Here is an 18941-nt window from a genome sequence, read left to right as displayed (position 1 = left end):
GTGGCGCCGTCAACGCAGGTTGGCGGCGGTACCCCCTCGAGCGCCGCGGCGGAACAACGCCCAGTAGATGACGGCGCCGGTAATTATGCCGATTAGTACCAAAGAGGGGAGCACCATGATCATCGATTGGCGTGCCTCATTGGCGGAATAGCCGTTTGCATAGCCGGCCTTGATGACGTAGCCATATTTCTGCGACACCGCCTGGTGGAAATATTCGGATTGGGAAGGCCGGGATAGGCTCCGAGCATCCCCGTCGGCCCAGATGTACGTGTCGCCTATTTCTATCAACAAGGTAAGGCCATCCTGGAATGCCCGAAGTTCATTGCGTAATTGCTCGGCATACGCGGTTGCAACTGCGCTGAACCCGTCCTGTTCTAGTTGATAGGTGAGGATTGCACTGTCCAGAGTGGATGGAGAGTCGAATACCAATTGCAGGGGCGTATGTGTATCTCCATACAGAGCCCTGTTTTCCACGTAGCCTGGCAACGAAGTGCAGTACACCTGATGCTTGTGGCTCAATGCGAGCGACCGCAGGTACTGTGTCTGTGCGACCTGTTCGATCAGGCTGACTTTGATTTCTGCGCACGGTTTGCTGGTCAGCATCAAGGCATTGGTGGTGATGGCGTGCAGCCTGTCCAGCGACAGATCGACCGAATAGATAGCTTCTTGCAAGGATATTCGCGCGTTTTCGGTGAGTTTTCGGTCCTGCTGATAAACCATCACCGCCAGGCCCGAGCCAACAGGTATCAAGCTGATCGCCAGAGTCAACAAAAACTCCAGCATGGAGCGACCGATCGTAGTGGATCTCGACATAGGCCTGCGGCCCTCCGCTTCGACGCTGTCCGTGATGGACAGTTGAGAACGAAGAGCCTAGGAAAACCGCAGTACGCCTACTGTAAGCTGCGGCCGTATTGACCCGATGAAGCTAGCCGTCGACGTGTAGGACGCATCTTCTCTTCAACTGCTCCAGCACATGCTCCGCCAGGAGCTCCGTGGAATTTGGATTCTGTCCCGTGATCACGCGCTCGTCGGCGACCACGAACGGTGCCCAGGGGTCGTCATGCTTGCTGTAAACTCCGCCGCGGGCGCCCAGCTCGTTTTCGGTCAGGAACGGAACGACAGTGTCCAGTTCGGCCAGTTTCTCCTCGGTATTGGAGAAGCCGGTGACCTTGCGATCCTTGAGCAGCAGGCTGTTATCGCTGAGCTTGATGTTCAATAGGCCCACCACGCCGTGGCACACCGCAGCGACGATGCCGTTGTTTTCATAGATCCTGCGCGCCAGCTCCTGCAGCGGTTGACTATCGGGAAAGTCATACATGACCCCATGCCCGCCTGTGTAATAGATGGCGCAGTAGTCGTCGGCCTTTACCTTGCCCGGTGGCAGTGAGGCGCCCAGGCGGTTCATGAACAACTTGTCGTTATACCTTTGCCAATCCAGTTCCGGCGCCATTTGCAGGCTGTGCGGGTCAATGGGCACGTAGCCGCCTTCGGGGCTGACATAGTCAACGCCGTACCCCGCTTCCTCCATCACCTTGACGAAATGCACGGCTTCACCCAGCCACAGGCCAGTCGCCCGCTTCAGGTTCGGGTACTTTGCGGTGTTGGTCAGCACCACGAGAATTTTCTTGCTCATCACCACGCTCCGGTCTGTAGTAATACGGGAAGACACGCCATGACGCGGGAAAACCTAATGAGCATAGCTGTCGGTTGCCAGTGCGCACGCGATAGCGGCGATGTGCTAGTGTGATTTGGGACTCATTACCGATACTTGTTTCCTCATTTTTTTGCGGGTCTGTTCGCACATTGGGTATTGCAGCCCTGCCAGGCGGGAGAAGAAGATGCGCAAATCACTCGTTTATCCAGTGCTACGGCGGAATCACGACATTGGATGCTAAAGGCAGTCAGCGCACCTCTTCGTCATCAGGCATTCAATTGCTCCCCGCGGCGCAATCGATCAACGGCATGGGCGAGCTGATCGCTGCCCATGATTGGTGGCAAACCGCCCTTGGGCCATTGCCCCTCTGGCAGGCGCCCTTACGCCTTGCGGTCGATGCGATGCTGATGTCGCCCTTTCCCAGCGCGGTGGTCTGGGGCCCCGAGCTGACGGTGATTCACAACAGTGAGTACCAACGGCTGTTGGAGGGTATGAACCATGCCCTGGGTAAAGGCTTTGATGCGTTATGGGCGAGCAACTGGGAGGAGGTGGGGCCATGGGTGTACAAGGCCCTGCAAGGCCATGCCAGCTTCGTCGAGGACCAACCGCTGTGGATCGCCCGCGCCAATAGCGATAGCAAAGCTTGGTATGCCTTCAGTTACACCCCGATTTGTGATGAGCAGCGGGAGGTTGCGGGGTTCCTGCACACGGTCATCGAGACCACCGCCAGCGTCGAGGCGCTGGAAAAGTGGCGCGACCAGGCACAGGCCTTCGAGGAGCAGATCAAGCGTTACCTGGTCGATCGCGAATCCATGTGGCAGCTGTCACGTGATGCCATGATCACCGTTACCCGCGACCTCAAGCTGAAGGCGGCAAACCCGGCGTGGTTGCGCATTCTCAACTGGACCATGGCCGAGGTGCATGACATCCCGATCCTGCAGCTCGTGCATCCGGCAGACCGGGCCGAAGTGGAAGTGGCAGTGATCGACTTCGTGCGTGACCAGGGTGCCGATCAGCTGGAAACCCGCCTGCGCCACAGTGACGGGCATTACCGCACTTTCCGCTGGACGGCCAAGTTCGATGGCACCATGCTGACCGCGGTGGGGCGCGATATCACCGACGACCGCGAGGAGGCGATGCGACAGGCCCAGGCCATGCTGCGCGACAGTCAGCAGATGGAACTGGTGAGCCACCTGGCCGGGGGCATGGCCCATGAGATGAACAACTTGCTGTCGGGCATCGGTGGAAGCCTGGAAATGCTACAGCGGCGCCTGATCCAGGGCCGCCTGGATCGCATCGACAATTACGTCGAACTAGCCCGCGATTCGGTGCAGCGGGCCATGACCCTCACTCACCGCCTGCTGGCATTCTCCCGGCACCAGCCGCTTTCCCCGAAACCGTTGGATATCAACCGCCAGCTGTCGGCCATGGAGCCCTTGTTGCTCCAGGTGCTGGGGGCGGAGATGCGCCTGCATTGGCATAAGGACGTTCACCCCTGGGCCGTGTGCCTGGATGTCGCGCAATTGGAAAGTACCTTCGTCAGCCTGTGCGCCAACGCGCGTGATGCCTGCCTTGGGCGCGGCAACGTGACAGTGCGTACGACGAACATGCGCCTGGCCAGTGCATTCCCGGACCAGAGCGGCCTGCCACCCGGTGACTATGTGGCCGTGCATGTTTCTGACGATGGCCATGGCATGACCAGCGAAGAGCTGGCCAGGGCGTGCGATCCGTTCTTCACCACCAAGCCCGTGGGGCATGGTGCCGGGCTGGGTCTGTCGATGGTGCATGGCTTCGTCGGCCAATCCGGTGGCTACATGTGGCTGGAGTCGGCGCCGGATGATGGGGCAATGGTGTCCATGCTGTTTCCTCGTTCTACCGAAACCATCCCCGAAGTGCCCCCGGCTCGTGTGCCGACGGTAATGCGGGGCGAAGGGCTGCGCCTGTTGCTGGTCGATGACGAGCTAAACCTGCGCATGCTGATGCGCGAGTACCTGCGCGAACGCGGCTTCGAGGTATGTGATGTGACCGATGCCAATTCAGCGCTCGACTGTTTCCGCCATAATGGCCCGTTCGACCTGGTCATTACCGATATCGGCTTGCCGGGCGGGTTCAGTGGGCGTCAGGTGGCACGGGCGATGCGCATGATCAAGCCGGAGCAGAAGATCTTGTTCATCACCGGCTACACCCATACGATCTTGGAGCCCCAACTGTTCGAAGCACCAGGCACCGAGCTGATGCTCAAGCCTTTCCCTCTGGAATCGCTTGCTGACCAGGCACTGCTGATGCTCAACGAGTGAGCGGCGTCAACAGCCTTCGAGCATCCGCTCGACCTGTTGCTGCAACTGCTTGAGTTCGAACGGTTTGCTGATCAACTGCATGCCAGGAGCAAGAAAGCCCTCGCGGGCCGTTGCCGTTTCGGCGTAGCCGGTGATGAACAGTACGGGAAGCTGTGGGCGCAAGGTGCGGGCGATTTCCGCCAATTGCCGGCCGTTCATGCCTGGCAAGCCCACGTCGCTGACCAGCAGGTCGATGGCTTCGCTGGAGCGCAGCACCTGCAGAGCTTCACTGGCATTGCTGGCGCTATGGCAGGGGAAGCCGTCCTCCTGCAAGGTCTGGCACAGCAGTTGGCGCACATGGGGGTCATCCTCGACCAACAGCACATTGCGCCCGTTGCCATGGGTTGTGGGCGCTGCTGGGGCTTTTTTCGATACAGCGCGGCCGTGATGGCGCGGCATGTACAAGTCTACCCGGGTGCCCTGACCGATCTGGCTGCGCAGCACCACGTGGCCGTGGGACTGCTTGCTGAAGCCGTAAACCATCGACAGGCCCAGGCCGATGCCCTGGCCAATCGGCTTGGTGCTGAAGAACGGCTCGAAGGCTCGCTCCAGGGTGCTGTCCGACATGCCCTGGCCTTCATCGATGATGCTGACGCAGGCGTAATCGCCTGCATTCAGGTCGCTGCCAGGCAGCTGCTGCGCGCCGATATGCGAGTTGCTGGCCTCGATACGCAGCAAACCCCCGCTGGGCATGGCTTCGCAAGCGTTCTGCAGCAAGTTGTCGACCGCCTCCTGTAGTTGGATGTGGTCTGCCTGCACAGGCCAGAGGTCGGGCGCCAATTGCAGTTGCAGGGTCACGCCACGCGCCAGCACTGTCTTTATGCGCTTTTCCTGAAGCAGTTCCGCGAGCTCGATGTGCTGGTTGTTCAGCGACTGGCGGGATGAAAACGCCAACAGACGATGGGTAAGCCGAGCCGCCCGCGACACGGCCTCCTGCCCCATGCGCAACACTCCCTCCAGGCCTTCGCTGTGCCCCCGTTTCAAGCGACGGTCGATCAATTCGAAACTGCCGCCGATACTGGTCAGCAGGTTGTTGAAATCGTGTGCCACGCCGCCTGCCAATTGGCCGATCGCTTCCATCTTGCGGGTCTGGTGCAGGGCTAGGGCCTCCGCCTGCTGCACTTCGCTGCGGGCGTCCAGGCGCTGCTGCAGGTCAACCAGCTGGTCGCGTGCCAGGTACTGGCGTCGGCGGGTACGCAGGGCGGTCTGCGTCAGTTGAAGCAGTTGTGTTTCCTCGAACGGCATCACCAGCAGCGTCAGATTGCCCAGTGGATGATCGGCGGGCGTGGTGGCGCAGGTGGTGGTGGCCGTAAGCATCACGATCGGCAGGTCAGACCACTTGGGCTGCTGCGCGATGAACTGCTGCAGGACGCCTTTGGGGCCGTCGGTCAGCGTGTTCTCCGCGATGATCGCCAACCCGGCGCCCTCTGCCAGGCACGCTTGCAGGTTGGCCATGTCACACGCGCACAGGCTCTGCACACCGGCAGCCGCCAGCAGCCGCGACGTATCCGTCGCAAGCTGCGTGGGCGCCAGGATCACGGCACGTTCGTCCAGTGACACAGAACTGGCCAATGCGTATCTCCTTTGACTGAAGGCAAGGCGGAACGAGGGTTCATGCCGCCAAGTGTCCGATACCCACTGGACCACAGCCAGTTGCCAAGGGTTCAACGCAAACTACAGGCCCTGTTGCAGGAAGGGGTCGTCGGGGTTCAACCGTTCCAGTTCGGCCAGCAAGACCTGAACGTTCTGCAGTTGGCCGGTTTCCTTCCAGTATTGGATGAGCAATACCCGTGCTGCACGATTGGCCGGTTGCCGGCTGAGCAGGGTTTCCAGCTGCTTTTGCGCGGCATCGGCCTGCTCCAGATCGTGCAAGGTCACCGCCAGGGTGTAGCGATAGTCGGCGTTATCCGGCTCCAGCTCGACCGCGCGCGACAAGGCCAGCAAGGCGTATTCGCGCTGTTCGTGGCGGATCAGCCAGTGGCCGAGTTGGTTCTGCAGAAACGCCGAATCCGGGCGCAGGGCCAGCGCTTTGGCCAGTATCTGCCGGGACTGGTCATGGTGACCCTGGCGTTCCAGCAGGCTCACCTGGGCCGCCAGCGCATCGGTGCTGTCCGGTGCCAACGCAAGGGCACGTTGCAGGGCCAAGGCGGCTTGGGTGTAGTCATTTTCATGCAGATACAGACGTGCCAGGTGCACTTGTGCCTCGGCATCGTCGGGCTGTTGCTCCAGTGCCTGCTGGTATTGCTCCAGCGCTGCCTGCAGCGGCCCGAAATACAGGCCGATGGCGTCGGGGTCAAGGCCGAGCAGGGCATCAACGGCGGCAAAACGCACGCTTTGCTCGTCATCGTCCAGCAGCGGCCCCAGCACCAGGCTGCGCTGCGCTGCAGGGACCAGGCGGTGGATGCTGGAAATGGCGGCGCGGCGTACCAGCGGTTCATCGTTTTCCAAACCCGCCTGGGCCAGTTTCAGGGCTTGTGGCGAAGGGTAGTTGGGCAGCTCGGCGAACAGCGCGGCGCGGCGAATCGGTGCCAGGTCGTCACGTTGCAGTTGCTGATACAGCACCCGCGCAGCGCCCGGCTGGCCTTCGTGGGCCATGCGCAAGGCCTTGACATAGCTATGGGGCGGTAGCGTAGGTGGTGCGGGTGGAGTGTCCCGGCGCAGGTAGCCGATGGTGACCGATACCAGGATCAGCAGCAGCAAGGCGATCAGGTAGCGGTGGCGTCTGGGCATCGTGCGGTCCATGGCGGTAGGAAGGGAGAGCTTGGGGCAGTTTACCTTGGGCTGCAAGCACTGTCGGCTTGCCTGCACGGGCCCTATCGCCGGCAAGCCGGCCCCCACAAAGACCGGGCATGGCCTCCCTGTGGGCGCCGGCTTGCTGGCGATGAGGCCCGTGCAGCCAGCATAAAAAAGCCCCGCGGGCCAAGGCCTGCGGGGCAAAAGGTTGGGAGAGACCAACCAAAGGAGCCGTTGCTAAGGGCGGGGCTCAGCGCACGCTGGCCACTGTCTCGGGTTGCCAGCCGCCACCGAGCGCCTTGTAGATCGAAACGATGCCGCGATACAGCTCGACTTCACCCACGGCCTGGGCGTCTTCGGCGCTCAACCGTTCGCGCTCGGCATCGAGCAGCACCAGGTAATCCACCGTGCCTTCGCGGTAGCGCACTGAAGCCAGTTCCGCCGCCTTGCGGCTGGCATCACTCTGGCGCATCAGCGACAACAGGCGTTGCTGGGTCTTGTCGTAGTCGCTGAAGGCGTTGGCCGATTCTTCCAGGGCCAGCAGCACTTGCTGTTCATAGTTGGCCAGTGCCCCTTCGGCGTCGGCCTTGGCACCGCGCAGGCGCGCCCGCACGCTGCCCAGGTCGAACGCGGCCCAGGTGATGCTCGGGCCCAGGGCCCAGGCATTGGCCGCAGACGAGCCGATCTGCGAGCCCCGTGCGGCGGTAAAGCCAAGGAAGCCGCTGAGGCTCACCCGCGGGAACAGGTCGGCGGTGGCCACACCAACGTTGGCGGTGGCCGCTGCCAGCTGGCGCTCGGCGCTGCGAATGTCTGGGCGACGGCGCAGCAGTTCGCCGGGGTCGCCTATCGGCAGGGCCTTGGCGATCGCCGGCAGGGCCTTGGGCGACAGGTCCACGCTGAGGGCGTCCGGGCGCTGGCCGAGCAGGGTAGCGATGCGGTGGCGGGCGCGTGCCTGTTCGGCCTGCAGTTGCGGCACGGTGGCCTCGACCCCGGCCAGGCGTGCATCGGCACGCACCACGTCGAGTTCGTTACCGACCCCGGCGTCACGCAGGGTCACGGTGATGGTGCGCGACTCTTCCTGGGTCTTGAGGTTGGCCACGGCGATCTTCTCGCGCAGTTGCGCACCTCGTAGTTGGCCGTAGGCGTCGACCAGTTCGGCGATCAGGCTGACCTGCAGTTGTTGCAGGTCGGCCTGGGCGGCCGCTGCCTGCGCGTCGCTGGCCTCGATCTGGCGCTGAATGCGGCCGAACAGGTCGAGCTCCCAGGCCATATCCAGGCCCAGGTCGTAGCGCTCGCTGTTGACCCGCTGCTCGGTCTGGCCGGGGATCTGGCCCTTGCCAATTTCGCTGCTGGCGCGGCTGGTCACCACCGGCAGCTGATCGTTGGCGGCGTCATCGCGGATCGCCCGGGCCGACTTGAGCCGGGCAAAGGCCACGCGCAGGTCGCGGTTGCCGTCCAGCGATGCCTGCACCAGCTGGTTCAGCACCGGGTCATCGAACTGCTTCCACCACAGGCTCTCGAAGCGGCTGCGGTTGTATGCCTTGGCTTGCAGCTCGGTGTCCACGTGCGCAGGCTCGGTGTCCGGCGTCTTGTAGTCCGGGCCTACCGCGCAGGCCGCCAGGGCCAGGGCCAGCAGGCTCGGGGTCAGGGGTTTGAGCAGGTTCATGCATGGCTCTCCAGCGAGTGGGCGCGTTCGGCCTTGCGGGCCTGGCGACGCTCGACGAAACGGCGGATCAGGAAGAAGAACACCGGGGTCAGGAACAGCCCGAACACGGTCACGCCGATCATCCCGGAGAACACCGCGACACCCATGGCGTGGCGCATTTCAGAGCCCGCGCCGGACGAGAACACCAGCGGAACCACACCCATGATGAAGGCGATCGAGGTCATCAGGATCGGCCGCAGACGCAGGCGGCAGGCTTCCAGCACCGCAGCCAGCGGGTCCAGGCCCTTGGCTTGTTCGTCCTTGGCGAACTCGACGATCAAGATCGCGTTCTTGCACGCCAGGCCCACCAGCACGATCAGGCCGATCTGGGTGAAGATGTTGTTGTCGCCACCCGAGACGATCACCCCGGTAATGGCCGACAGCAAGGTCATCGGCACGATCAGGATCACCGCCAGCGGCAGGCTCCAGCTCTCGTACTGGGCCGCCAGCACCAAGAACGCCAACAGCACGCAGAGCGGGAACACCAGCAGGGCAGTGTTGCCGGAGAGGATCTGCTGGTAGGTCAGGTCGGTCCATTCGAAGGTCATGCCGTTGGGCAGTTCCTCTTTCAGCAGCTTCTCGATGGCGGCTTCGGCCTGGCCGGAGCTGTAGCCTGGCGCCGCCGCGCCGTTGATTTCCGCGGTGATGAAGCCGTTGTAGTGCATCACACGGTCAGGCCCGGAGGTGTCGCTGACCTTGAGGAAGGTCGCCAGCGGGATCATTTCGCCTTGGTTGTTACGCACCTTCAGCTGGCCAATCTGCTCGGCATCGAGGCGGAACTGCTGTTCGGCCTGGACATTGACCTGGTAGGTGCGGCCGAAGCGGTTGAAGTCGTTGGTGTACAGCGAGCCCAGGTAGACCTGCAGGGTGTCGAAGATGTCGGTGATCGCCACGCCATGGGTCTTGGCCTTTTCCCGGTCGATGGCGGCATCGACCTGCGGCACGTTGACCTGGTAGCTGGTGAACAGGCCCGCCAGTTCCGGCACGTTGTGGCTCTTGGCGATGATGTTCTGGGTTTCCTTGTACAGCGCTTCGTAGCCCAGGTTGCCGCGGTCCTCTATCTGCAGGCGGAACCCGCCAATGGTGCCAAGGCCCTGTACCGGCGGCGGTGGGAAGATCGCGATGTAGGCGTCCTGGATGTCGGCGAACTGGGCATTGAGCGCGGCGGCGATGGCGGCGGCCGACTGGCTTGGGTCCTTGCGCTCGTCGAACGGCTTGAGCGGGGTGAACACGATGCCGCTGTTCGGGCTGTTGGTGAAACCGTTGATCGACAGGCCCGGGAAGGCCACCGAATCGGCGACGCCAGGCTGTTTCAGGGCAATCTCGCTCATGCGTTTGATCACCGCCTCGGTACGGTCGAGGCTGGCGGCGTCAGGCAGCTGCGCGAAGGCCACCAGGTACTGCTTGTCCTGGGCCGGCACGAACCCGGTCGGGGTGGACGAGAAGCCCAGGTAGGTCAGACCCATGAGGCCGGCATAGACGAACAGGGCGATGCCACTGGAGCGGATCACTCGGCGCACGCCACCCACATAACGGTGGCTGGCACGGTCGAAGAAGCGGTTGAACGGCGCGAACAGCCAGCTGCCCAGCAGTTTGTCGAGGAACCGCGAGAAACGGTCCTTCGGTGCATGGTGATCCTTGAGCAATACCGCGGCCAGGGCCGGCGACAAGGTCAGCGAGTTGAACGCCGAGATCACGGTCGAAATGGCGATGGTCAGGGCGAACTGCTTGTAGAACTGCCCGGTAAGGCCGGAGATGAACGCGGCAGGTACGAACACAGCGCACAGTACCAGCGCCGTGGCGATGATCGGCCCGGTCACTTCGCCCATGGCCTTCTGTGTTGCCTCTAGCGGTTTGAGGCCCAGCCCGATGTTGCGCTCGACGTTCTCCACCACCACGATGGCGTCGTCCACCACGATACCGATGGCCAGGACCAGCCCGAACAGCGACAAGGCGTTGAGCGAGAAGCCGAACAGGTGCATCACCGCGAAGGTACCGATCAGCGACACAGGCACCGCCAGCAGCGGGATGATCGAGGCGCGCCAGGTCTGCAGGAACAGAATCACCACCAGCACCACCAGCACCAGCGCTTCGAACAGGGTGTGCACCACCGCTTCGATGGAGCCACGCACGAAGATGGTCGGGTCGTAGACGATGCTGTAGTCCATGCCTTCAGGGAAATCTTTCTTCAGCTCGGCCATCTTCGCCCGCACTTCGTCGGAGATCTCGATGGCGTTGGAGCCTGGGCGCTGGAAGATCGGGATGGCCACGGCCGGCTGGTTGTTCAGCAGCGAGCGCAAGGCGTACTGGCTGGAGCCGAGTTCGACCCGCGCGATGTCCTTCAGGCGGGTGATTTCGCCATCGGCACCGGCACGAATGATGATGTTCTCGAACTCTTCTTCGTTGACCAGGCGGCCCTGGGTGTTGATCGACAGCTGGAAGCTGGTCGAGCCAGGGGCGGGCGGGGCGCCCAGCTGGCCGGCGGCAACCTGGCGGTTCTGCTCGCGAATGGCCGCGACCACGTCACTGGCGGTCAGGTTGCGCGAAGCGGTCTTGTTCGGGTCGAGCCAGACCCGCAGCGAGTAGTCACCCATGCCGAACAGTTGCACGTCACCGACGCCGCCCAGGCGGGCCAGCTCATCCTTGATGTTGAGGATGGCGTAGTTGGACAGGTAGAGCATGTCGTAGCGGTTGTCCGGCGAGGTCAGGTGCACGACCATGGTCAGGTCGGGCGAAGCCTTGTCGACGGTGATACCGATACGCGTCACCTCCTCCGGCAGCTTGGGCTGAGTACGGGTAACGCGGTTCTGTACCTGTACCTGTGCGTTGTCCAGGTCGGTGCCCAGGGCGAAGGTGATGGTCAGGGTCAGCTTGCCATCGGCGGTGGACTGCGAGGACATGTACAGCATGTTCTCGACACCGGTGATGGCCTGCTCCAGTGGTGCGGCGACGGTTTCGCCGATGACCTTGGGGTTGGCGCCGGGGAAGTTGGCGCGCACTACCACTGTGGGTGGCACCACTTCCGGGTACTCGCTGATCGGCAGCTGGAACAACGAGATGGAACCCGCGATCAGCAGCACCAGGGACAACACCGCGGCGAAGATCGGCCGGGTAATGAAAAATTTCGAAAAGTTCATCGGTGTGATCCCTTAACCGCGTGGCGCTTGGGCGCTGGCGACTTTCTCAGTGGAACCCGCGACCTTCTGCGCACTGTTGCTGGCCTCGAGGGCCTGGCGCTGCTGGGCGAGGGCGGCGAGGGTCTGCTCGCTGGCCATGGGTGTTTCTTCCGGGGTGACCGGCGAGCCGGGGCGAACCCGTTGCAGGCCCTTGACCACGATGCGGTCGTCCTTGTCCAGGCCGCTGCGCACGATGCGCAGGCCTTCGAGTTTCGGCCCAAGTTCCACGGCGCGGTAGGTCGCCTTGTTGTCCTTGTCCATCACCAGCACGAACTTCTTGCCAAGGTCGGTGCCGACGGCTTCATCGTTGATCAGCACGGCGTCGTACTGGGCGCTGCCGACCAGTTTCAGGCGCGCATACAAGCCCGGGGTGAACTGGCCGTCGCGGTTGTCGAACACGGCGCGGCCACGGATGGTGCCGGTTCGCGGGTTGACCTGGTTGTCGACGAAGTTCATCTGGCCCAGGTGCGGATTGCCGGTTTCGCTGGTCAGGCCCAGGTACACCGGGGTGCTCTGGCCCCGCTGGCCGTCGCGGGCAAGCTGGGTGTACTTGAGGTACACGCGCTCGTCGGCGTCGAAGTAGGCGTACACCTTGTCGGTGGAGACCACGCTGGTCAGCGGCGTGACGTCTGCGGTGACGATGTTGCCGGCGGTGAACTGGGCGCGGCTGACGCGGCCGCTGATGGGGGCGGTGACGCGGGTGAAGCTGAGGTTCAGGCGAGCCAGGTCGAGCTGGGCCTGGATCGCGTCGACCCCTGCGCGGGCTTCGGCGGCCGCGCTGCTGCGCGATTCGGCCAGCTCGGCGGAGATCGCATTGCTGTCACGCAGGCGCTCGCCGCGGCGGGCTTCGTTGGCGCTGCGAATGGCGGTGGCCTTGGCCTGTTGCAACTGCGCTTCGAGGCGGCGGACTTCAGCCTGGAACGGGCGCGGGTCGATCTGGAACAGCAGGTCGCCTTTCTTGACCTGAGCCCCTTCGGTGAAAGCTACCAGGTCGATCTGGCCGGAGACCCGGGGGCGCACCTCGACAGTTTCCGGGGCTTCCAGGCGGCCGGTGAACTCGTCCCATTCATTGATTGGCTGTTCGATCACCTTGGCCACGCTGACCTTTGGCGCGGCGGGAGCCTGCACAGCGTCTGGGGTTCGGCCGCAGGCGCTGAGCGCCACCACTGCCAGGGCAGCGAGGGGAAAGCGCAAGGGTTTGAGTGAGTGGTCCATGGAGAACTCCGCCAAGATATTAGTAGTGGGCGGAGTGTGAGTGCCTTGCGCGTGGCGCACGAATCGAACGCAGCGAAGGTTATTATCACGGGCAATGATATGTCGGGATATTTCATCGATGGCGGGCATGGTAGGGTGCCCTCACTGGCCTCATCGCCGGTAAGCCGGCTCCCACGCAAGGCCCGGGCAACGGAGGGTACCCAGTGGGAGCCGGCTTGCCGGCGATGAGGCCGGTACAGACACCCTCGCCAGTGATTCAAGGCCCGCCATCGTGAACACCACCGCTACTTTCCCCAGGCCCCTCGCCATCGTCGCCCTGGGCGTTCTGCAAATCCTGGTCTGGGGCGGTTCGTTCTTCCTCATGGCGGTCATGGCCGACCCGATCAGCCGCGACACCGGCTGGCCCAGCCAGTGGGTCTACGGCGCGCTGTCGCTGAGCCTGATGGTCTCGGCCCTGTTCGCCCCCCTGAGCAGCCGTCTGACTGCCCGCTACGGCGGCCGCCCGCAAATGGCCGCCAGCGGTGCAGTGGTCGCCCTGGGCCTGCTGATCATGGCTGCCAGCCACAACCTGCCGGTGTTCCTGATGGCCTGGGCGGTGATCGGCGTGGGCATGGCCATGGGGCTCTACGAAGCCCTGTTCGCCACGCTTGGCGGGTTGTATGGCGAAGGCGCGGGCAAGGCCATCACTGGCATCACGCTGATCGCCGGCTTCGCTTCGACCCTGTCCTGGCCCATCGTGGCCTTGGCCATCGAGCACCTGGGCTGGCGGGTGACCTGCGTGTGCTACGCGCTGGTATTGAGTGTGGTGGTGGCACCGTTGTACTGGCGGGTGCTGCCGGCTGGCGGGCGGGTCGAGGTGCGCAGGCAACAGCACAACGGTGATGCGCCTCTGGTCGACCGCCAGCTCTACCTGCTGCTGACCAGCCTGTTCGCCATCGGCGCGATCATCATGACGGCGATTGCCGTGCAACTGGTGGCCGTGCTCCAGGGCCTTGGCCATTCGCTGCCTGTGGCCATCGGCCTGGCGGCGATGCTCGGCCCCAGCCAGGTGGCGTCGCGGGTGCTGCAGATCCTGGCCGGCAAGCGCCATCCGATCTGGACAGCATTGGCCTGGGTCAGCCTGGTGCTGGCCGGCCTGCTGCTGGTGACGCTGGTGCCGGCGGCCACTGCCGTGGGCCTGCTGGTGTTCGGCTGCGGTAATGGTCTGCGGGCGATCGTGCGGGGGCTGTTGCCCCTGGCGATGATGCCGCCAGCGCAATATGTGTTGCTGATGGGGCGCATGTCGCGGCCCTCGTTGATCGGGCAGGCATTGACGCCGCTGGTGGGCGGCTACCTGTTCGAGCACTTCGGCTCGATGGGGGTGCTGGTGACTTTGTGCTTGCTGGCGTTGGCCAACGTTGGCCTGGTGCTGGCGGTTATGCGCAAGGTACGCAGCGGCACCTGAGCCCCCTAACGCCCCATGGCAGAGGCTCGCGACCATCTGCATTGGCGCGCAGGCCCCGCGTGCACTAGCGTTTGATCAAATCAGCCGTCATCACGCCGCCGACGAGATACCCCATGCAGGACACTCGCCCGAACCCGACGCTGTGCCTGGAATACCGTGCCGACAGGCCGATTTTCAGCGACTTTCTGCAACAGGAGATGCGTTCACCTGATGCCCCGGCCATCATCGGCGACGGCCTGAGTTGCAGTTATCGGCAGTTGCAGCAGATCAGCCATGGCATCGCCGGTTTCCTGCGTGAACGCGGTGGCAGCAGTGGCGATCGGGTGCTGATCGTCTGCAGCCGTGGTGCCGGCTTGGTGTACGCCATGCTCGGCGCGCTGCGCGCCGGCCTGCCGTTCACCGTGGTCGATGTGGCCTACCCGGCAGCGCGTATCGCGCAGTTGGTCGACAGCCTGGAGCCTGCGTTCATCCTGTGCTGTGGCGAGGCACAGGTAGCCGCCCCTGGCTCGGCGCAGGTGGTCAGGGTGCCAGAACTACCCGCTCGCGCCCTGCTGCAGTTCCCCGAACAGCCTAAGGCGCTGCCCGAGGTCGACCCGGCCGCTCCTGCCTATATCACCTTCACCTCCGGCAGCACCGGTACGCCCAAGGGGGTGGTGACCCATCACGCGCCCCTGGTGCATTTCATCGAGTGGCATGTTCGCCGGCATGGTTTCAGCGAGCAGGACCGCTTCTCGCTGCTCTCCGGCCTGGGTCACGACCCAGTCTATCGGGACATCTTCACGCCATTGTCGATCGGTGCGACGGTCGTGTGCCCGGCCCAGTCGACCCTGACGCATCCAGCGCAGCTGGCGGCCTGGATAGCAAGCCAGGGGGTCTCGGTGATCCACCTGACGCCACCGTTGGGCAAGTTGATCGCCACGGGCGCGGGCATCAACCAGCAGCGGCTCGAACAGGTGCGCTGGCTGTTCTGGGGCGGCGATGCTCTGAGCCCTGCGCTTTACCAGACCCTGCGAACGATCGCTCCCAATGCCACCAGCGTGAATTTCTACGGCACCACGGAAACCCCGCAGGCGATGGTCTTCCATCAACTCGACACGCTGCCCGAACAGGCTGCGATTCCGCTGGGCAAAGGCATCGACGGTGCACAGGTGTTGGTGGTAGGCGATCACCAGCAATTGGTAGGCGAAGGCGAGGTGGGCGAAATCCTGATTCGCAGCCCCTACCTGTCGTTGGGGTATTGGCGCGACCCGGTGCTGAGCGCCGAAAAATTCGTGGCCAATCCGTTTACCGCAGCGCAGGGTGATACCTGCTACCGCACCGGCGACCTTGGCAGCTACCTGCCAGACGGCAGCGTCGCCTTTCTCGGGCGCGCCGACTGCCAGGTGAAAATTCGCGGCCATCGCATCGAGCTGGCGGAGATCGAGAGCGTGATCGCCCGGCTACCGCAAATCGAACAGTGCGTGGTGGTGGCCAGTACCGACAGCGCGGCGCCAAGGCTGATTGCCTATTGTGTCGCGCATTCGGCCGTGGCCTGTGCGCAACTGCGCGAGGCGGTCGCAGGGCAGTTGCCGGACTACATGGTGCCGGCGCTGTTCGTGTTCATCGAAGCGATACCGCTGACGCCCAATGGCAAGATCGATCGGCGAGCGCTGCCTGCGCCCACGCAAGTGCCGGCAGGCAATGGCCATGAAGCACTGACACCGCTGGCGCAGAAACTGGCCGATGCCTGGGCGCGGATACTCCAGGTGCCGCACATCGATGCCAACTTGAGTTTCGTTGAGCTGGGGGGCGATTCGTTGTCGTTCGTCCAGGCGTCAACGGTGCTCGAGGAACTGGTCGGGCAACTGCCGCCGCGCTGGGAGCTGATGCCGGTGAAGGCGCTGGCCGAATTGGCCGGCAAGGGCAGGGCGCCCAGGCACGCGCTACGGGCCATGGAAATGCCGGTGTTGATGCGCATGTTGTCGATCCTGCTGATCGTCATGGGCCACCTGGGCGTGCTGGGCAACGGCATGGTGATGGGGGAGACCACCGCGTTGTTCCTGGTGTCCGGGCTCGGCCTGGCCCGCTTCCAGGTCAACGCCATCAATGAACGCGGTGACGCGCGCTCGCTGATCAAGTCCATGCTCGCCATTGCACTGCCGACTTTGCTGTACACCGCCTTGGTGCAAGGCGTGTTCGACCAGGTGCACTGGCAATCGCTGCTGCTGATCTCCAACTGGTTCCCCGCCGAGGCCGTGGGCCACTTCAGCTACTGGTACATCGAAGTGCTGGTGCAGATGGTGCTGATCATCGGCCTTGTCCTGTCGATCAAGCCGGTGCGCCAGTTGATCATGGCCAATCCGTTCCGCCATTTGTTGCTGGCCGCCTGCGCGCTTCTGGTGGCAGACCTGGCGCTTAGCCGCTGGGTGTTCGATGCCACCGCGTTATACAACCGCGTGCCCCAGCACTATCTGGCGGCCATGGTGCTTGGCATGGCCGTGCAATACGCCGATACGACGCGACGCAAATGGCTGGCCAGCGCAGTAGCCGTGGTGGTGGTCGGCGAGCTGGAGCTGGTGACCATCGCCGGATACGGCTGGGACGTGTGGCTCAGCGGGCTGCACATCGATATTGCCCTGCCGGCGGTGCTGGCGCTGATCTGGTGCCGGTCGGTACCGGTTCCGGCGGCCATCGCACGGGGCGGTGCGCTGATCGCCTCGTCGACGCTGTTCATCTACCTGACCCACTACCAATTCCAGTCGGTGGCCCGGCGTATCAGCGACCAACCCCTGCTTGCCGTGGTGTTGGCCATCGTCGGCGGGGTGCTGGTGGCCTATTGCTGGAACCTGGCCATACGCCTGGCGCTCAAGCGCTGGAGCCGGGCACGCAGGAAACGCCTGGCGCAGGCTCTGGAGCCTGCCGCCTGAGTGCGGTCAGCGGTTGCCCGGCGCCAGGCCGTTGAGCAGCAAGCGCACCGATGAAGCCGTTGCCACGCGGTAGTCGATACCTTGCCCCGCACCCGCCGGGGCATGCCAGCAGCGGTCGATGCACGCCTGCGCAATGGCCCAGACCGAAGGCAGTACATGCTCTGGATTGACCGCCGCCAGTTGCCCGCTGCCAATCCATTGGCGAATCTGCGCGGTATTTTCCTGGGCCTGGCAGGCCCAGCGTTCAAGAAAGTCCCCAGGAATGCGCCGGCCACCTTCCTTGAGTTCCTGCAGCAGCACTTTGGAGGCGAACGGGCGGCCCTCGAACAGGCGGATCATGGCGGTGACCGTGCGGCTCAACGCCTCCAGCGGAGCGTCGTCGTGCTGGAAGGGCGCGCAGGCATCCAGGTAGCGGGGGGCGATGTCCTCCAGCACCTGGCTGTAAATGTTCGCCTTGGACTTGAAGTAGTAGAGCACGTTGGACCTGGGCAGGCAGGCCAGGGTGGCGATCTCCGACAGCTTGGTTGCGGCGTAGCCCTGCTGGGCGAATGCTTCGCTGGCGGCATTGAGGATGGTGCTGCGTACGGGATCGGCCAAAGGCTCCTCGCAAGCCTTGGGCATTTCTCGTGGCAGTTCGAACGGCATGATGTACACGGCAGGCTTCCCTGAAGCGGGTAAAAGCGCAATATACAAAAATATATAGCGTAAGTGTGAGTCGCCTGACAAAAGCCTGTGGTGCGTCACGCAATGGCGTTGGCACTGGCCAGGACCAGGCCACGCAACCATTTGGAGGCCTGTGCGCGGTGCTTGCGTGCGTGCCAGAGCTGGTAATAGCGCAACGGCCTGGTGGCTGCCGGCAAGGGTTCGATACGCAGAGGCAGCAGCTCGGCGTAGTGACGGGCGAAGGCGCGTGTGGTGGTGAATACCAGGTCGGATCGGACCAGCGCGTAAGGCGCCAGGCAGAAGTAGGGCAAGGTCGTGGTCACGCGTCGCACCAGGCCGGCCTTGCCCAGCTCTGTGCCAATGGTGCCGTGCCCGCCGGCGGTGTGGGTCAGCACATCCAGGTGGTCGGCCTGGCTATAGGCCTCGCGGGTCAGCCCGCCGGGAGGGATGGGGTGCCCATCGCGGATCAGGCACACCAGGTCGTCGTCGCACAAGGATTGCAGGTGCAAGTGCTGGGCCGGGCGTTGCCAGTTGCCGATCACCAGGTCCAGCGAACCCTCTTCGAGCCCATGCTCGTAACCCCCTTCGGCCTGCAGGTGTGTCAGCTCCAGGGTGGCGCAGGGCGCCTGGGCGTGGAAGCGTTCGATGATGGCGGGCACGAAGAATACACTCAGGTAGTCCGGCGTGCTGATGCGAAAGTGCTGCCGGCTGGTGGCGGGGTCGAAGTGGTCGACCGGGTGCAGCACCTGGTCGATGCCGGCCAGGGCCTGGCGCACGGGGTCGATCAGGGTCTGGGCGTGGCTGGTCAGCAGCATTCGGCTGCCACTGCGGACCAGCAGCGGGTCACCGGTCATGTCGCGCAGGCGGCGCAAGGCCACGCTGATGGCGGGTTGGCTTTGCCCGAGGCGTTCGGCGGTGCGTGAAACGCTGCCTTCGGTGAGCAGGGTGTGCAGCGTGCGCAGGAGCTGGGCATCGCAGTTGGGGGTGGGTTTGGGCACAGGCGCTCTCCAGCACTGCAAAAACCTGAATGCGAGTGCGATCCCTGCGGGAGCCGGCTTGCCGGCTCCCGCAGAAGGTTGCTGTTTTCGGTATATATCAAGATATATAAC

The 18941-nt window shown here is 63.7% G+C and carries 12 protein-coding genes; 3 read left to right on the top strand and 9 right to left on the bottom strand.

Going from position 1 to position 18941, the window contains the following annotated elements:
- Positions 1 to 9 precede the first annotated feature (9 nt).
- On the bottom strand, positions 10 to 783 hold the full coding sequence (locus tag KU43P_RS14185) for a CSS-motif domain-containing protein (RefSeq protein WP_317658008.1): 774 nt from the start codon (positions 781 to 783) through the stop codon (positions 10 to 12).
- A gap of 142 nt (positions 784 to 925) precedes the next feature.
- A complete protein-coding gene (locus KU43P_RS14180; RefSeq protein WP_317658007.1) occupies positions 926 to 1633 on the bottom strand; it encodes a type 1 glutamine amidotransferase domain-containing protein in 708 nt (235 codons plus the stop codon).
- Positions 1634 to 1962: 329 nt separating this feature from the next.
- On the opposite strand from KU43P_RS14180, the gene KU43P_RS14175 reads away from it, so the two are divergent.
- The gene (locus KU43P_RS14175) at positions 1963 to 3951 is read left to right on the top strand and encodes a response regulator (RefSeq protein WP_317658006.1); all 1989 of its coding nucleotides are present in this window, start codon (positions 1963 to 1965) and stop codon (positions 3949 to 3951) included.
- A 6-nt stretch (positions 3952 to 3957) separates the two neighbouring features.
- Here KU43P_RS14175 and KU43P_RS14170 read toward each other — a convergent pair whose 3' ends face one another.
- The 5 genes from KU43P_RS14170 to mexE form a co-directional block, all read right to left on the bottom strand.
- Entirely contained in the window at positions 3958 to 5562 is a 1605-nt protein-coding gene (locus KU43P_RS14170; RefSeq protein ID WP_317658005.1) for a response regulator, read from the bottom strand.
- Between the two features lie 102 nt (positions 5563 to 5664).
- Positions 5665 to 6720: a tetratricopeptide repeat protein gene (locus tag KU43P_RS14165; RefSeq protein WP_317658004.1), complete on the bottom strand. Its 1056-nt coding sequence runs from the start codon at positions 6718 to 6720 to the stop codon at positions 5665 to 5667.
- A gap of 253 nt (positions 6721 to 6973) precedes the next feature.
- A complete protein-coding gene (locus tag KU43P_RS14160) occupies positions 6974 to 8389 on the bottom strand; it encodes an efflux transporter outer membrane subunit (RefSeq protein WP_317658003.1) in 1416 nt (471 codons plus the stop codon).
- The gene (locus KU43P_RS14155; protein ID WP_317658002.1) at positions 8386 to 11565 is read right to left on the bottom strand and encodes an efflux RND transporter permease subunit; all 3180 of its coding nucleotides are present in this window, start codon (positions 11563 to 11565) and stop codon (positions 8386 to 8388) included. The genes KU43P_RS14160 and KU43P_RS14155 overlap by 4 nt, the downstream gene beginning before the upstream one ends.
- A 12-nt stretch (positions 11566 to 11577) precedes the next feature.
- Positions 11578 to 12819 carry a multidrug efflux RND transporter periplasmic adaptor subunit MexE gene (gene mexE, locus KU43P_RS14150; protein WP_317658001.1) on the bottom strand — a complete coding sequence of 414 codons (1242 nt, stop codon included), beginning with the start codon at positions 12817 to 12819 and terminating at the stop codon, positions 11578 to 11580.
- Between the two features lie 271 nt (positions 12820 to 13090).
- Here mexE and KU43P_RS14145 point away from each other — a divergent pair, with 271 nt between their 5' ends.
- Both KU43P_RS14145 and KU43P_RS14140 read left to right on the top strand, forming a co-directional pair.
- Positions 13091 to 14263: an MFS transporter gene (locus KU43P_RS14145; RefSeq protein WP_317658000.1), complete on the top strand. Its 1173-nt coding sequence runs from the start codon at positions 13091 to 13093 to the stop codon at positions 14261 to 14263.
- Between the two features lie 113 nt (positions 14264 to 14376).
- Positions 14377 to 17169: an amino acid adenylation domain-containing protein gene (locus KU43P_RS14140; protein ID WP_317657999.1), complete on the top strand. Its 2793-nt coding sequence runs from the start codon at positions 14377 to 14379 to the stop codon at positions 17167 to 17169.
- A 6-nt stretch (positions 17170 to 17175) separates the two neighbouring features.
- Here the strand turns inward: KU43P_RS14140 and KU43P_RS14135 are convergent, their stop codons facing one another.
- Both KU43P_RS14135 and KU43P_RS14130 read right to left on the bottom strand, forming a co-directional pair.
- Complete coding sequence (locus tag KU43P_RS14135; protein ID WP_317663817.1) at positions 17176 to 17814, bottom strand: TetR family transcriptional regulator C-terminal domain-containing protein; 639 nt, start codon at positions 17812 to 17814, stop codon at positions 17176 to 17178.
- Positions 17815 to 17909: 95 nt separating this feature from the next.
- Positions 17910 to 18830 (bottom strand): LysR family transcriptional regulator, encoded by a 921-nt coding sequence (locus KU43P_RS14130; protein WP_317657998.1) that lies wholly within the window; start codon positions 18828 to 18830, stop codon positions 17910 to 17912.
- Positions 18831 to 18941: the final 111 nt, after the last annotated feature.

It is taken from the genome of Pseudomonas sp. KU43P (assembly GCF_033095865.1).
Classification (GTDB): Bacteria; Pseudomonadota; Gammaproteobacteria; order Pseudomonadales; family Pseudomonadaceae; genus Aquipseudomonas.
This window is presented reverse-complemented; position numbering and strand designations above follow the sequence as displayed.

Bases quoted from the DNA above. Each gene is read 5' to 3' on its own strand.
- KU43P_RS14185 (WP_317658008.1), bottom strand. From the start codon at position 783: ATGCTGGAGTTTTTGTTGACTCTGGCGATCAGCTTGATACCTGTTGGC.
- KU43P_RS14180 (WP_317658007.1), bottom strand. From the start codon at position 1,633: ATGAGCAAGAAAATTCTCGTGGTGCTGACCAACACCGCAAAGTACCCG.
- KU43P_RS14175 (WP_317658006.1), top strand. From the start codon at position 1,963: ATGGGCGAGCTGATCGCTGCCCATGATTGGTGGCAAACCGCCCTTGGG.
- KU43P_RS14165 (WP_317658004.1), bottom strand. From the start codon at position 6,720: ATGCCCAGACGCCACCGCTACCTGATCGCCTTGCTGCTGCTGATCCTG.
- KU43P_RS14160 (WP_317658003.1), bottom strand. From the start codon at position 8,389: ATGAACCTGCTCAAACCCCTGACCCCGAGCCTGCTGGCCCTGGCCCTG.
- KU43P_RS14155 (WP_317658002.1), bottom strand. From the start codon at position 11,565: ATGAACTTTTCGAAATTTTTCATTACCCGGCCGATCTTCGCCGCGGTG.
- mexE (WP_317658001.1), bottom strand. From the start codon at position 12,819: ATGGACCACTCACTCAAACCCTTGCGCTTTCCCCTCGCTGCCCTGGCA.
- KU43P_RS14140 (WP_317657999.1), top strand. From the start codon at position 14,377: ATGCAGGACACTCGCCCGAACCCGACGCTGTGCCTGGAATACCGTGCC.
- KU43P_RS14135 (WP_317663817.1), bottom strand. From the start codon at position 17,814: ATGCCGTTCGAACTGCCACGAGAAATGCCCAAGGCTTGCGAGGAGCCT.